Below are 13,878 nucleotides of genomic sequence, written 5' to 3'. Positions count from 1 at the left end.
ATGAACTATCAATATAGTGGAAAACTTGCATCTGGTCACAAAACAAAAGGAAAGATAGAGGCTGATTCAAAAAAAGATGCGCTAATACGGTTAGAGAAGGATAGTATAATCGTAATCAAAATAGATGAAACGAAATCGTGGAATAAGGAATTATCTATTAATAGAAGCATTAAGAATAAGGATTTCGTTATTTTTCTAAGGCAATATGCAACATTAATTCATGCTGGTATATCGATTTCAGAAGCTACGAAGACGATGGCGAGGCAAACGGATAATAATGCATTAAGGCAAGCACTGACAGCCATTGATAAACAACTTGATCAGGGTCAGGCCCTTTCAAAAGCAGTCGAAAGTCACCCGAAAGTCTTTCCTTCACTACTCGTCAACATGATCCGGGCGGGGGAGGCAAGTGGCAAACTTGACGACATATTAAACCAGATGGCTGATTATTATGAGAAAGAATATCGTAATAAACAAAAAGTGGTTTCTGCATTACTTTATCCTGGTGTTGTAGGAGTTATCACACTATTATTAAGTATGTTCTTGCTCGTATTCATTGTTCCGCAATTTGTTGGAATGTTTAATTCCTTCGGTGAAGAGATTCCGGCTTACACTCAGTTTATTTTAAGTTTGAGTGATTGGGTTAGTGCTTTTTGGTGGGTACTTATTGCTGTAGCATTGTTAGGTATTGCAATTTATAAGTCTCTGTTGAAGAATGATAAGTTTTCTTACCGTGCCGATAAGCTAAAAATAAAGTTTCCTTTTATAGGTGTGCTTGCACATAAAGGTGTCTTGGTTCGTATGACACAAACGTTGAGTACTCTAGTAAATAGTTCCGTACCAATCTTACAATCAGTCGAAATTACCGAAAAAGTCGTTGGAAATCGTGTGATTCAAGATGTATTAAAGCAATCCAGGAAGTCGATGGAAGTTGGCGAATCGATCGCTAATCCAATGAAAGAACACTGGGCATTTCCGGCACTAGTTGTTCAGATGATTCAAATTGGTGAAAAGACGGGTACCTTAGATCATATGCTTTCAAAAGCTGCAGCATTTTACGAAGAAGAGGTAGAACAATTGTCGAATCGGATCAAAACACTAATCGAGCCACTTATGATTATTGTGCTGACAATAATCGTAGGCAGCATCATTACCGCAGTTGTTATTCCAATGTTTTCTTTGTTTGAAAATATTTAGCAAACAAGGTAGATATTTGTCTGAAAATATATTATAGTGAATATAGGAATATAGTAGGATGCGATGATAAATTACCTGTAGTTTGGGCACTTTGGTAGTTTGGAGTAAGTAGTGCAACCGGCCAGCTAAGTTTAATAGACTTTTTATCTTATATATTAAGAGAGGCGGGGATTTTTATGCTAGAACGCATGAAAAAGATGATAAAAAAAGAAAAAGGGTTTACCCTTGTTGAACTGTTGGCGGTTATTGCGATATTGGCGATTATTGTTGCTATAGCAGTACCGACGGTTGGGAATGTTATAGGTGAATCTGAGAAAAAGGCACATGATGCAAATATAGAATTGATTGAAAATGCAGCAAGGTTAGCGGATGTTAGTGGTGATTATGATACGGATGGAAGTATATCGGTATCACAACTAGAGGACAAAGGGTATCTAGATGAAGTTCCTACAGTTCCAGGAACAGAAACCGAATATTCTGGTAAAGTTACTAAAGATGGAAATGGGAATTTTGAATACGATGGAGATGAAAGTGTTGACTAAAAACAACATAATTTAAAATGATTTTAAATATAACCTACGCCTTGCACCAATACTTGCAGGGCGTATTCTTCAATATATATTCTTCTAGCTTTACAATAAGGAGCCACACGAATGGACATTTTACTAATACTATTTTTTTTCCTCTTAGGCCTAATCTTCGGCTCATTTTTCAATGTAGTTGGATTACGCCTGCCAGAAAATATCCCCTTCGCAAACGACCGGTCAATTTGCCCCCACTGTAACCATCAATTGTCATGGTATGAGAATATACCGATTATTTCATTTGCCATCCAAGGGGCTAAATGTAGACATTGCCGAAAAAAGATTTCGTTTATATACCCTATAATTGAATTGTCTACTGGTATTTTATTTGCATTGAGCTACTCATTAATAGGATTAAACCTAGAAATTATTACGGCGTTACTTCTAGTTTCGATGCTTATGATTATATTGGTATCCGACATCACATTTATGTTAATTCCAAACAGAGTGCTTCTTTTCTTTCTGCCACTATTCATCATCATTCGTATCGCACAGCCTTTGGATCCGTGGTGGTCATCCATTCTTGGTGGTATAATTGGAATCACACTCCTTGCATTAATAATAATTGTCAGTCGTGGTGGAATGGGCGCGGGAGATATGAAATTGTTCGGCATCTTAGGCATTATTTTGGGAATTGATAAGGTGCTATTGGCATTTTTTCTTTCGTGTATGATTGGTGCAATAATAGGAATGATGCTGCTCTTCTTTAAGGTAATTGACCGTAGGCAGCCCGTTCCATTTGGTCCATATATAGTTGCTGCAACCCTAATTACATATTTTTACGGTGAAAGATTAGTAAACTGGTATTTCAATTTATTTTTGTAAGCAGGTGATAGTTTGGGAATTTTCAATAATGGTAGAGTGAACATTGTAATTACAAATAGAGTTTTACGGTATTCGTATCATAAAAGTTCTTCTATAAAAAGCTTAGTCAAACATGGTGAAGTGGAACTGCCTGAAGGGACAATTAAAGACGGAATAATTACCAGTAAACAATCTCTGCAAAAAGTTGTTAATCGGTTAGTTAAGAAAAATAAATGGAAAAGAAAGAAACTTTATTTTTGTATGCAGGATGATACAGTTGTCATTCGTCAGCTTCAAATTCCGGCAACACTGACAAAAGTTGAGGCGATTGGCTATGTAAAGACACAGATTGGCAACAGTTTATATCTGCCATTTGGTAATCCAACACTTGCAATTGAGTTTCTGGAGGAAGATGGTGAAAACAGAGACATTCTCTTATTCGCTTACCCGAAGGATAAAGTAGAATCATTTAAAGAAATCTTTGATGAGGCAGCTCTTAAATCAGTTGCAGCTGATCTTACTTCGTTATCGGTTTATCGGTTTTATTATTATTTATTCCAGGAATCGGACATTAATCATGTACTTCAAATTCACTGGAATCACGATGCACTCGTTTTGACTGCTTTTCAAAATCATAAAGCAATTTTCACCCGTTATATGAAACTACCAACTAACACGGATCAGTCTGAATTGGACGAGACTCTAGGAAAACAAATCATTGATGATTATATTATAGAAATTAATCGGTTTATCGATTTTTACCAGTACTCTTTAACGAAAGGGTCAGCAAGAATAAGTTTATTGCTTTTGGCTGGTGATTTTCCATTTCTTGATGATGTTAAAAAAGCTTTATCTGAAGCTGTTACAATAAAGTTATATAAGTTTCCTGAAGGGAAATTACAGGTGAAGTATGCTGATGTCCTTGGTCTGGCACTGAAACAGGATTCGTAAAGGGGAGTAATGATGAACACAGAAATTAATTTGCTTGAAAATCAATCTAAAAAACATATTGCTCCCCTTGTATTAGGCGTTGTGGGTATTATACTACTTGCTAGTGTAATTACTGTACTTTTGTATCAAAAATATTACTATGAGAGTCAAATAGAAGACCAAACAAATAAAGTATCACAATTAGAAACACGATTACTGGAAAAGCGGGATGAGTTTGCCGGGGAAAAACAGCTCCAGCAACTACAGCAAGATATATCAACGCTAAAAGGTGAGATGGTTCCCAATGTAGCCTTATATAATCAAATGCTTAACTTCCTGTCGTCGTCTGAACAGTTACTAAGTTATAATTTTACAAGTGAGAATCAGCTTATTATCGATACAAAATTTTCTACACTTAAAAATGTCTCAAATTTTGTAAAAGTAATATTAGGACAAGACTATGTCTCAGATACTGAACTAACCAGTGTGAGCAAAATGGATACCTCATATCAGGCAACATTAACTATTAGTTTGGATAGTGAAACTTTAGTGAAGGAGCTTGGTGAAAATGATTAAACAATGGACAAAGATTCATACATATTGGTTACTAGGAGTTTTATTAGCTACTTTTATTGTTTACGGGGTTTGTTATTTCACTGTAATTGCTCCATTGCAGTCTAAAGTGAGTACTCTTGATAAAAAGGTCTCTATGTATGAAAACCAATTTAAAAAAACAGAAAGCCAATCAAAAGAGAGTCCGAGTGAGGAGTTGTCAGCTCTTGCTCTACAAGTACCGAGGGAAAGTTCACCTGATGATGTATTACTAAACCTACAAACTATTGCGAGTGACACGAATGTAACAATTGATTATATTGAATCGGCTAATCAATCAGCAAATCAGGCAGCGGTTCAGCAGGAAGAAGAAGAAGCAACGGAATTAAACGAAAATTCATATTCACTAGATGCTACAGCATCAAAACTTAGTGATATAAATTCTTTCTTGGCTGAAATGACTGATAGCAAAAGGCTAATGATCATAGAATCAATTAATTTACAACAGGATGCGAAACAGGTTTATTTAACAGTATCATTTAAAACCTTTTACACAGGATAGTCTTTTATAAAGGCTATTCTTTTTAATTCTATGAATAGTAACTGTTCTTATCAATCTCAAATTATCATAAAGTATTTTGAGGAGGGAAATATATGCGCCAATATGCGATATTACGATTATTACTAGCTGGTTTTTTACTTTACTTTGCATGGCCAGTTATTCCAAGTGCGGCATCACAGTTGGAACTTGTTTTTTGGGGAGGATGGCTTTTGTTCTTAGTTCTGGTAGTCGGAGCTAATTTTGCAACACTTTTACACATCACCAAGCCTCCAGTTATGGAACAGGAAAGAGTAAGACGTCGACAAACGCTTAATCATTGAGGTTTCCGTGTATCAACTGTATACTAAACAGTATAGATATTGACTAGTACAGTTGAAAGTCGGTGAACGGAAATGGCAACTAAACATGAACAGATTCTGCAACATATATTATCATTAGAAATCGGCCATAAAATCTCTGTGAGACAAATAGCTAAAACGTTAAATGTTAGTGAAGGGACGGCATACCGAGCAATAAAGGATGCTGAGAACCAAGGCCTGGTTAGTACCATTGAACGTGTTGGCACAATTCGAATTGAGCGTAAGAAGAAGGAAAATATTGAAAAATTAACATTTGCTGAGGTAATCAATATTGTAGATGGACAAGTCCTGGGTGGTAGGAAAGGGTTACACAAGACATTAAGTAAATTTGTTATTGGTGCGATGCAGCTTGATGCAATGATGCGCTATACAGAAGCAGGGTCACTATTAATAGTTGGTAATCGTGTGAAAGCTCATGAATTGGCTTTAAGTGAAGGAGCTGCTGTATTAATAACTGGCGGGTTTGATACGAATGATGATATCAAACTCTTAGCTGATGAAAAAGAATTACCTATCATGTCTACCAGCTATGATACATTTACGGTTGCTGCGATGATCAATAGGGCTATTTATGATCAATTGATTAAAAAGGAAATTGTGTTTGTAGGTGATATTTATACACCGTCTGATAAATCGTATTATTTATATGCTAAAGATAACTTGAAGCGGTGGTATGAATTAAATGATCAGTCTACCCACACCAGATATCCAGTGGTGGATGAAAAAGAACGGGTAATTGGAATGATAACGTCAAAAGATATAATAGGAAGGGATCAAACGACATTAATTGAGAAAGTTATGACCAAAAACCCGATTGTTGTTCAGGATAAAACATCGCTTGCCTATGTTGCCCATATGATGGTATGGGAGGGAATAGAAGTTGTCCCCATTGTGGATCCATCTCAAAGACTTAAAGGTGTGGTGTCCCGTCAGGATGTATTAAAGGCCTTACAGCAAATTCAACGCCAGCCACAAGTTGGTGAAACAATCGATGATGTTGTTTCAAGGAATTTGCAAGCAATTGAGGGAGACGAAACAATTTTCCAGGCACATGTTACCCCGCAGATGACAAATCAACTTGGAACACTTTCAAACGGAGTATTTACTGCATTGATGACAGAAGCCAGCAGCCGAGTGTTGCGTCATATAAAAAAAGGCGACCTGGTAGTTGAAAATCTTACTGTTTACTTTATTAAACCAGTGCAAATAGATAGTAATTTAATAATTAAACCTGAATTGTTAGAAGCCGGGAGAATCTATGCTAAAATAGATATAGAAGTTTATAATGAAAAGAAAATGGTTGGCAAAGGACTGTTAATGGCACAATTAATTGACCGTTAAATCAAAAAGCTGACTAGTTTTTAGTCAGCTTCTCCATTATTAAGCATTTATTCGTTTCCATTCTTTGCTGTAATGTTTTGTCTCTCTAAAACCCAGATTAAGTTGCAGCCCGCCCAGAATTAAAAATACTATTCCGATAAACAATGAGATTTGTGTTTGATAGAATATGTATTGGTTAATGCCAAAGAAGAATAGAAAGCTTCCAAGACAAATACGTGATTTTGCGTTTAAATATGCTTGGGTTAACTTATCGCCAGTCTTTACTATTGCGACTTTATAGTATACATAAAATACAAGCGAGAGCACGATAATAATTGGAAAAATAATCATATAATCTACTCCTAAATTTAATGTCTTTATTTATTGTAGCTTGTTTTTAAGCGTTAAGGAAGTATAAACCTTCATATATTATGTGAATAGAAAATTTGGTTAATCGCGAAGCCTTTATATTTATTAGCCTTAGTTGAACTTACCAGTAATCTGTCAAGATAGGAGCCAAAAAAATGAGTTTAGAAAAAATAATTCAATCTATTAAAGAATATGAAACCATCATAATTCATCGTCACGTACGTCCAGACCCGGATGCATACGGGTCACAAGCAGGATTGAAGGAATTAATTTTACAGGCATTTCCAAAGAAGACAGTTTATATTGTTGGTGAAGAAGAGCCTTCATTAAATTTTTTGGTCAGAATGGATCGAATAAGTGATGATACATACAAAGATGCACTTGTAATTATCTGTGACACTGCAAATGCAGTCCGTATATGTGATCAGCGATATGAACTTGGTTCAATGTTAATTAAAATTGATCATCACCCAAATGTTGATGAGTACGGAGATATAATTTGGGTGGATACAACCGCAAGCTCCACTAGTGAAATGATTTATGACTTGTATTTGTATGGCAAAAATGAAGGGTTTAAGCTGAATGATCAAGTTGCCCGTCTTCTATATGCAGGAATTGTTGGTGATACGGGAAGATTTTTATTTCCTAGTACATCGAAAAAAACATTTCAGCATGCAGCTGAGTTAGTTACCTACAACTTTGATCGCTCAAGTTTATATGATGGTATGTACAGTATAAAAGACAACATTGCCAGACTGCGGGGATATATTCTGCAGCACTTTCAGTTAGCTTCTTCAGGTATGAGTACGATAAAGCTGACAAGACAAATCCTGGATGAATTTAAAGTTGACCCGTCAGATACCGGTCAATTGGTGGGGATTCTTGGCGATATTGAAGGGATTAAGGCGTGGGCATTCTTTATTGAAGAAACAGATCTTATACGTGTTCGATTACGTTCAAAGGGCCCAATAATTAACGAGATTGCCGGAAAATATAATGGCGGTGGCCACCCTATGGCAGCAGGGGCATCTGTGAGAAGTTGGGATGAAACGGAAAGTGTTATACAAGACTTGGAGAAAGCATGCTTAGCTTATACAAAATAAAAACAAAAGTGCTGAGATTAGCACTTTTGTTTTAACTGCTCTTGCTTTCTGGCATTGGTATAAACCAGCAACCTATATTTGTTTGATCATAATGTACGTGAAGATTATCTCGGTCAATAGAACGTTTCATTAGTCGAATCAGTTCTTCTGATTCGGCAAATGCTGAGCGACCTTCTTTTAATTGGGCAATTTTCTCATCGCGAATGTGCCTGGGATTCATAATAAGCATTGTAAACCAGCTCCTTTCAATAAAATTATTATATGAAAGTGGTTTTTAAAATGACTTTACTTCTATTTTAATTGTATTATGTTCCTGATGAAATTGCCACAAAATTTATGATATTTCATAAAATGTTCATAGTTAGTTGGAAATTTCTGCTTCGACTGTTATTTTTACAGTTGGTGAAATGACTAATGTATGAACTACAAACTTATATGTGAAATCATCTACCTTAAAATTTTTATTCTGTATGGTTGACTTCAATAGTTCGGAACTTTTCGATACTATTATTACATCTTGTCCGATGATTTCTTCAATTTCTTTTTTCATTAATTCTTCCAAATCGTGTATTATTAATCTATCCAGACGAAGTTCATCCTTGTTCGTAATCTCTATCTCAATTGAATCGACTGTTAAGGCTTCTTTTGATTTCTCGTCCAGATCCTTTTTATCCTTTAATAAAGCTTCATTTTGATTCTCCAGTTCATTCACCTTTGATTGAAGATCTCTGTTTTCTCCCAATAATTGCTCATACATGTACCCATGCATATAGACAAAAATAAAATAAGCTATTATTGCGCCAATGAAGGTACCAACAAGAAATCGCTGCCACCCTTTTCTCTTATGATATGGTGGGATATGCATTACCCTACATCCTCCTGTATTAGCCATCCAATTAAAATCATAGCTGTTTTAACGCCACCCATAGCAGATAAAATGAGTAAAATTTGTTTTACCATGTCAAGGGTTGAGTTATCATAGATTCCTTTTTCAAAATTGGCGATTGCATCGAATGTGCCGCCTATTGCAGCAACAATTGCCCAGATTCGTAAACTTTTCGCAATACGGCTGATCGAGGTAAATGGAGCATCACCTGTAGCAAACGACCCCATACTTCCTATAATTGCTCCACCGATAATTACGCCAAATGCTATAAAAAAACAATGTATAAATTGAGCTATGAATCGTTCCTCCATTATTTACGCTCCTTATGAATTTACTCCTAACATTGTATGATTGGTGCGGACAAGATATGTTACGATGCACTTTGGGATACAGTTGAAATTTGATGCAGATTCAGACTAATTTAGCTATAATAATGGAAGAGAGGTGGGATAGTATGTCATTTACGCATTTACAGGTACGAAGTGGTTATAGCCTCATGAATAGTACCATAACAATTAGTAAACTGGTTGATAAAGCACGTGAACTGCAGTTTGATGCACTGGCACTTACTGACGAGCAAGTTTTATATGGCACTATCCCTTTTTATAAGGCCTGTAGAGCAAATGGGATTAAACCTATAATTGGAATGACGGTGGAAGTTGCTTTTACTGAAGATGAAACAGAAACATGTGTCCTCTTGGCTAAAAATAACCAAGGTTACAAGCACCTTACTAAAATTAGCACACACATACAATTATCCAACAAATCGAGTATTGGTAAATCAGATCTCGAATTCTATAGCAATGATTTGATTTGTATTTTACCGGCTGTAAACAATACAATAGAATCACTTTTACTAACTGAAACACACGATATGGTGAAGGCTTATTTAGAGTCAGCATGGAATATGTTTCATTTGGATGACTTTTATATTGGCATTCAGAATCATGGGCTGGAAAAAGAAAGAAAAATTAATAACTCACTTAAGTCTTTCCATGAAATTTACCGTATTCCTGTTGCGGCCTGGAATGACGTTCGGTATCTGGATGAGAAAGATGATATTGCATATGACTGTTTACAAGCTATGAAAATGGATAGAGGGTGGTCACTACAAATTACTGACCCTGCTATTAAACAGCGCCATTTACGGTCAAAAGCAGAAATGGAACAGCTTTTTGGATCGTTTTGGCCAGAAGTGCTTACTGCAACTGATGTAATTAAAGATAAGTGTAACGTAACATTTGACTTTGAAAGAAGGATGCTGCCATCCTATCCTGTTCCGGATCAATTGGATGCTCATACATATCTTGAGAACATGTGTTGGATAAACGCAGAACAAAAATATGGTTCTATTACGAATGAGATTGCTGAACGTTTACGATATGAACTCAATACTATTCAGTCAATGCAGTTCAGTGATTACTTTTTAATTGTGTGGGATTTCATTGCATATGCAAAAATGAATGATATTTTGGTAGGACCTGGACGCGGGTCTGCTGCAGGATCTGTAGTTGCTTATGTACTTGGAATTACCGAAGTAGACCCTATAAAATATGACTTATTATTTGAACGTTTTCTAAATCCTGAGCGTGTAACAATGCCTGATATCGATATCGACTTTTCTGATCACCGACGTGATGAAGTGATTGATTACGTACGAAATAAATATGGCGATGAACACGTTGCGCAGATTATAACATTTGGAACGTTTGCGGCCCGTTCCTTATTACGTGAACTTATTAAAACAATAGGAATTGATCAGCAGGATGCCTATTTTATTTTAAAAGAAATTCCTGTCCAAGCTAAAAGTCCCATTGTAGAATATGTAAAAGGTTCAACTGATTTGCAGCAATACATAAAGCAGTCAGCTAAATTAAAAGCACTTTTTGCCGTAGCAACCAAGCTTGAGGGACTGCCAAGGCATATTTCGACCCATGCTGCTGGTGTGGTAATTAGTGATGAGGCTTTAGTTGAAGATGTGCCACTAACATTAGGGGCGAATGATACAGGTTTAACTCAATTTCCTATGAATGACCTGGAAGCGATTGGTCTATTAAAAATGGACTTTCTGGGGCTGCGTAATTTAACATTACTGGAGCGGATTATTAAGACAATAAAATATGAATCGAAGCAAACTATCAAGTTAACTGAAATACCAAATGAAGATCCAAGCACATATGCATTGTTGCAGAAAGGGAAAACGAATGGTGTATTTCAGTTAGAGTCGCAGGGGATGAAACAGGTATTAACAAGACTTAGCCCAACTTCCTTTGAAGATATCGTAGCTGTTAACGCATTATATAGACCTGGTCCAATGGAAAATATTCCAGTTTACATTGATCGAAAACATGGACGGGAGAATATTGATTATCCACATCCGGACCTTGCTCCTATTTTAGAAAAAACATATGGTGTACTAATCTATCAGGAGCAGATTATGCAAATTGCCCACCAGATTGCTGGATTTTCTTTAGGACAGGCAGACATTTTACGCAGAGCTGTAAGTAAAAAACAACAATCTATTATGGAACAGCAACAAGAGGCTTTTATTCAGGGATGTTTAAAAAATGGTTACCGGAAAGATGTCGCTATTGAAATATTTAATTGGATTGTAAAGTTTTCAAATTATGGTTTTAACCGGAGTCATGCTGTTGCATATAGCAGGATTTCGTATCAGCTTGCCTATTTAAAAGCACATTATCCTGCGTGTTTCTTTGCAGAGCTGTTAAGTTCGGTTGCTAGTCAACAGGATAAGTTGCATTTGTATATGAAGGAATTAAAAGAAATGAATATAACATTAGCCCCGCCTGCAATTAATAAAAGTTTCGGTAAATATATTGTCGAGCAGGATAGTGTGAGAATGGGCCTGCACTCAATTAAAGGTATCGGAAATCAAGTTATTAAAGAAATTGTCAGCGTTAGAAAAGAAGGTCCGTTTAAAAGTCTATTTGATTTTTGCTTACGTGTTTCTCCAAAGGCAGTAAATAGAAAAACACTTGAGACGCTCATCATGGCTGGGACTTTTGATGAAATTCATTGGAACCGTGCAAGTCTTTTAGCATCGGTTGATCAGGCTTTGGAACAAGGGGAGTTATTCAAGGAATTTACCGATCAATCAAATCTCTTCCAGGAAAAGCTTGACTTGGAAGCTGATTATGTTGATATAGAGGATTTTAGTTTAATGAAAAAACTAAGTGACGAAAAGGAATTGCTTGGTATTTATGTTTCCAGTCACCCTTTGAAAAAGTACCGCAGTATTCTGACATCAAATGAACATGTATCCGTGACTAGGGCTCAAAAATTGGTTGGAAAGAAAAACCTCAAAAGTGCAGGTATAGTTCAGGCTATTAAAACGATTCGTACCAAACGTGGAGAATCGATGGCATTTGTCACAGTTGGTGATGAAACAGGTGATATGGAGGCAGTTATTTTTCCAGATTTATACCGTGATGTCCACCGGTGGCTGTCCGAAGAATCAATTATTACGTTTACCGGTAAGATAGAAAAAAGAAATAATAAGATACAATGTATCATGGGTAAGATTGAGGAGTTTGACGAGGAAGCATGGGAATTAAATCAAAAACAAAGGTTATTTATTAAACTAACCGAGCAAAATAATGAGAATGCATTGACAACTATTAAAAAAATAGCAAATGAATACAGAGGTGGAACATCTGTCATTGTTTATCATCAAATGAATAAGTCAACATATCAATTATCAAATGATTACTTGATTGATCCTAATAATCAGTGTTTAGTATTATTACGAAACCATTTTGGTGATGATAATGTAGTACTGGATGAACTTCAAGGGAATGACAGTTAATTGTTTTCTGATGGTTGTCTGTCACGTATCTTTCTCCTTTACACAAATTTCCCATCTGTTATAATTAAATAGTTAAGTGGTCAGACCACCTTATGAATAAACATACAACAACAATTTCTACTACATAAAGGAGTGATCTGCGTGTCTAACTTAAGAGACGAAGCACTGCATATGCACAAAGTAAATAAAGGGAAGATATCAACGGAATCAAAGGTACCAGTTCGTAATGCAAGAGATTTAAGTTTAGCATATTCACCAGGTGTTGCAGAACCATGTAAAGAAATTTATGACCGTAAAGAAACAGTATACGATTATACTATGAAAGGTAATATGGTGGCTGTTGTAAGTGATGGTTCGGCTGTGTTGGGATTAGGTAATATAGGTCCAGAAGCTGCAATGCCTGTAATGGAAGGGAAGTCAGTACTCTTCAAAAGTTTTGCCGGTGTTGATTCTTTTCCAATTTGTTTGGCATCAAATAATGTGGAAGAAATTGTTCAATCCGTCAAACTTATGGAACCGACATTTGGCGGAATTAACTTAGAGGATATTGCTGCACCAAATTGTTTTATTATTGAAGAAAGACTAAAAAAAGAGATGAACATACCAATATTTCATGATGACCAGCATGGTACAGCGATCGTGACTGTTGCCGGTTTAATTAATGCACTCAAATTAATAGGCAAATCATTCTCTGATATTAAAGTTGTAGCGAATGGTGCTGGAGCCGCAGGTATTGCTATTATAAAATTATTATACAACTTTGGCGTTCGTGATATGATTATGTGTGATTCTAAAGGGGCTATTTTTGAAGGCAGATCCTATGGAATGAATGATGTAAAAGATCAGGTTGCAAAAATGACCAATAAAGATAATAAAGAAGGTTCATTGGAAGAAATGCTAGAGGACGCAGATGTATTCATTGGTGTTTCTGTTGGTGGGTTATTATCACAGGACATGATTAGAAAGATGTCTGATGATCCGATTATTTTTGCAATGGCGAACCCTGATCCTGAGATCATGCCACATGAAGCAAAAGAAGCAGGTGCGAAAGTAATTGGAACAGGGCGTTCCGACTTTCCAAATCAGGTAAACAATGTGCTTGCATTTCCGGGAATATTTCGGGGGGCATTAGATGTCAGAGCAACTCGCATTAATGAGAAAATGAAAGTTGCGGCTGCAGAAGCGATAGCCTCATTAATAACTGGAGAAGAATTAAATGCCGATTATGTAATTCCAGCTCCTTTTGATTCAAGAGTAGCTCCTCTTGTAGCATCCAGTGTGGCACGTGCAGCAATGGAGTCTGGTGTAGCAAGAATTCATGTTGACCCTGAAAGTGTGGCCGAAAAGACGAGAAAGCTGACACATATTGATGCGAAATAATATTAA

At 36.2% G+C, this 13,878-nt stretch carries 15 protein-coding genes and 1 riboswitch; of the genes, 11 read left to right on the top strand and 4 right to left on the bottom strand.

The genetic code is table 11. The annotated features are described in order from the left end of the window. The 8 genes from ACE1TG_RS01990 to ACE1TG_RS01955 all read left to right on the top strand — a co-directional run bounded on the left by ACE1TG_RS01990 (position 1) and on the right by ACE1TG_RS01955 (position 6,329). Positions 1-1,197: a type II secretion system F family protein gene (locus ACE1TG_RS01990; RefSeq protein ID WP_375050674.1), complete on the top strand. Its 1,197-nt coding sequence runs from the start codon at positions 1-3 to the stop codon at positions 1,195-1,197. Positions 1,198-1,244: 47 nt separating this feature from the next. After that, positions 1,245-1,329, top strand: a riboswitch (cyclic di-GMP riboswitch). A 56-nt stretch (positions 1,330-1,385) separates the two neighbouring features. Next, positions 1,386-1,739 carry a prepilin-type N-terminal cleavage/methylation domain-containing protein gene (locus tag ACE1TG_RS01985; RefSeq protein ID WP_375050673.1) on the top strand — a complete coding sequence of 118 codons (354 nt, stop codon included), beginning with the start codon at positions 1,386-1,388 and terminating at the stop codon, positions 1,737-1,739. A 111-nt stretch (positions 1,740-1,850) separates the two neighbouring features. Further along, the gene (locus ACE1TG_RS01980; RefSeq protein ID WP_375050672.1) at positions 1,851-2,606 is read left to right on the top strand and encodes a prepilin peptidase; all 756 of its coding nucleotides are present in this window, start codon (positions 1,851-1,853) and stop codon (positions 2,604-2,606) included. Positions 2,607-2,642: 36 nt separating this feature from the next. Further along, positions 2,643-3,536 (top strand): type IV pilus biogenesis protein PilM, encoded by an 894-nt coding sequence (pilM, locus tag ACE1TG_RS01975; protein WP_375050671.1) that lies wholly within the window; start codon positions 2,643-2,645, stop codon positions 3,534-3,536. 9 nt (positions 3,537-3,545) lie between these two features. Then, on the top strand, positions 3,546-4,091 hold the full coding sequence (locus tag ACE1TG_RS01970) for a hypothetical protein (protein WP_375050670.1): 546 nt from the start codon (positions 3,546-3,548) through the stop codon (positions 4,089-4,091). Continuing rightward, on the top strand, positions 4,084-4,629 hold the full coding sequence (locus tag ACE1TG_RS01965) for a hypothetical protein (RefSeq protein ID WP_375050669.1): 546 nt from the start codon (positions 4,084-4,086) through the stop codon (positions 4,627-4,629). Before ACE1TG_RS01970 ends, ACE1TG_RS01965 begins: the two co-directional genes overlap by 8 nt. 92 nt (positions 4,630-4,721) lie before the next feature. Beyond that, positions 4,722-4,949, top strand: coding sequence for a hypothetical protein (locus ACE1TG_RS01960; protein WP_375050668.1), 228 nt, complete (start codon positions 4,722-4,724; stop codon positions 4,947-4,949). A gap of 72 nt (positions 4,950-5,021) precedes the next feature. Beyond that, positions 5,022-6,329, top strand: a complete 1,308-nt coding sequence (locus ACE1TG_RS01955; RefSeq protein ID WP_375050667.1) for a DRTGG domain-containing protein — start codon at positions 5,022-5,024, stop codon at positions 6,327-6,329. Between the two features lie 39 nt (positions 6,330-6,368). Here ACE1TG_RS01955 and ACE1TG_RS01950 read toward each other — a convergent pair whose 3' ends face one another. After that, on the bottom strand, positions 6,369-6,659 hold the full coding sequence (locus ACE1TG_RS01950; RefSeq protein WP_375050666.1) for a YtpI family protein: 291 nt from the start codon (positions 6,657-6,659) through the stop codon (positions 6,369-6,371). Between the two features lie 173 nt (positions 6,660-6,832). Between ACE1TG_RS01950 and ACE1TG_RS01945 the strand changes: the two genes are divergently transcribed. After that, positions 6,833-7,780 carry a DHH family phosphoesterase gene (locus ACE1TG_RS01945; protein WP_375050665.1) on the top strand — a complete coding sequence of 316 codons (948 nt, stop codon included), beginning with the start codon at positions 6,833-6,835 and terminating at the stop codon, positions 7,778-7,780. Between the two features lie 31 nt (positions 7,781-7,811). On the opposite strand, the gene ACE1TG_RS01940 is transcribed toward ACE1TG_RS01945, so the two are convergent. From ACE1TG_RS01940 to ytrH, 3 genes are all read right to left on the bottom strand, one after another. Continuing rightward, entirely contained in the window at positions 7,812-8,009 is a 198-nt protein-coding gene (locus ACE1TG_RS01940) for a YtzJ family protein (RefSeq protein WP_375050664.1), read from the bottom strand. Positions 8,010-8,141: 132 nt separating this feature from the next. Continuing rightward, a complete protein-coding gene (ytrI, locus tag ACE1TG_RS01935; RefSeq protein WP_375050663.1) occupies positions 8,142-8,645 on the bottom strand; it encodes a sporulation membrane protein YtrI in 504 nt (167 codons plus the stop codon). Continuing rightward, on the bottom strand, positions 8,645-8,977 hold the full coding sequence (gene ytrH / locus ACE1TG_RS01930) for a sporulation membrane protein YtrH (protein ID WP_375050662.1): 333 nt from the start codon (positions 8,975-8,977) through the stop codon (positions 8,645-8,647). The genes ytrI and ytrH overlap by 1 nt, the downstream gene beginning before the upstream one ends. A 143-nt stretch (positions 8,978-9,120) precedes the next feature. Between ytrH and dnaE the strand changes: the two genes are divergently transcribed. Both dnaE and ystJ read left to right on the top strand, forming a co-directional pair. Beyond that, positions 9,121-12,492, top strand: a complete 3,372-nt coding sequence (dnaE, locus tag ACE1TG_RS01925; protein WP_375050661.1) for a DNA polymerase III subunit alpha — start codon at positions 9,121-9,123, stop codon at positions 12,490-12,492. Between the two features lie 171 nt (positions 12,493-12,663). Beyond that, positions 12,664-13,872, top strand: coding sequence for an NADP-dependent malic enzyme (ystJ, locus tag ACE1TG_RS01920; RefSeq protein ID WP_375050735.1), 1,209 nt, complete (start codon positions 12,664-12,666; stop codon positions 13,870-13,872). Positions 13,873-13,878: the final 6 nt, after the last annotated feature.

Origin of the sequence: Virgibacillus sp. JSM 102003 (assembly GCF_041949995.1) — a bacterium.
Lineage (GTDB): Bacteria > Bacillota > Bacilli > Bacillales > Amphibacillaceae > Lentibacillus.
This window is presented reverse-complemented; position numbering and strand designations above follow the sequence as displayed.

Coding starts and splice junctions, on each gene's coding strand:
- ACE1TG_RS01980 (WP_375050672.1), top strand. CDS start 1,851: ATGGACATTTTACTAATACTATTTTTTTTCCTCTTAGGCCTAATCTTC.
- ACE1TG_RS01950 (WP_375050666.1), bottom strand. CDS start 6,659: ATGATTATTTTTCCAATTATTATCGTGCTCTCGCTTGTATTTTATGTA.
- ACE1TG_RS01970 (WP_375050670.1), top strand. CDS start 3,546: ATGATGAACACAGAAATTAATTTGCTTGAAAATCAATCTAAAAAACAT.
- ACE1TG_RS01945 (WP_375050665.1), top strand. CDS start 6,833: ATGAGTTTAGAAAAAATAATTCAATCTATTAAAGAATATGAAACCATC.
- ACE1TG_RS01985 (WP_375050673.1), top strand. CDS start 1,386: ATGAAAAAGATGATAAAAAAAGAAAAAGGGTTTACCCTTGTTGAACTG.
- ytrI (WP_375050663.1), bottom strand. CDS start 8,645: ATGCATATCCCACCATATCATAAGAGAAAAGGGTGGCAGCGATTTCTT.
- ystJ (WP_375050735.1), top strand. CDS start 12,664: ATGCACAAAGTAAATAAAGGGAAGATATCAACGGAATCAAAGGTACCA.
- ACE1TG_RS01940 (WP_375050664.1), bottom strand. CDS start 8,009: ATGCTTATTATGAATCCCAGGCACATTCGCGATGAGAAAATTGCCCAA.
- dnaE (WP_375050661.1), top strand. CDS start 9,121: ATGTCATTTACGCATTTACAGGTACGAAGTGGTTATAGCCTCATGAAT.
- ACE1TG_RS01965 (WP_375050669.1), top strand. CDS start 4,084: ATGATTAAACAATGGACAAAGATTCATACATATTGGTTACTAGGAGTT.
- ytrH (WP_375050662.1), bottom strand. CDS start 8,977: ATGGAGGAACGATTCATAGCTCAATTTATACATTGTTTTTTTATAGCA.
- ACE1TG_RS01955 (WP_375050667.1), top strand. CDS start 5,022: ATGGCAACTAAACATGAACAGATTCTGCAACATATATTATCATTAGAA.
- ACE1TG_RS01960 (WP_375050668.1), top strand. CDS start 4,722: ATGCGCCAATATGCGATATTACGATTATTACTAGCTGGTTTTTTACTT.
- ACE1TG_RS01990 (WP_375050674.1), top strand. CDS start 1: ATGAACTATCAATATAGTGGAAAACTTGCATCTGGTCACAAAACAAAA.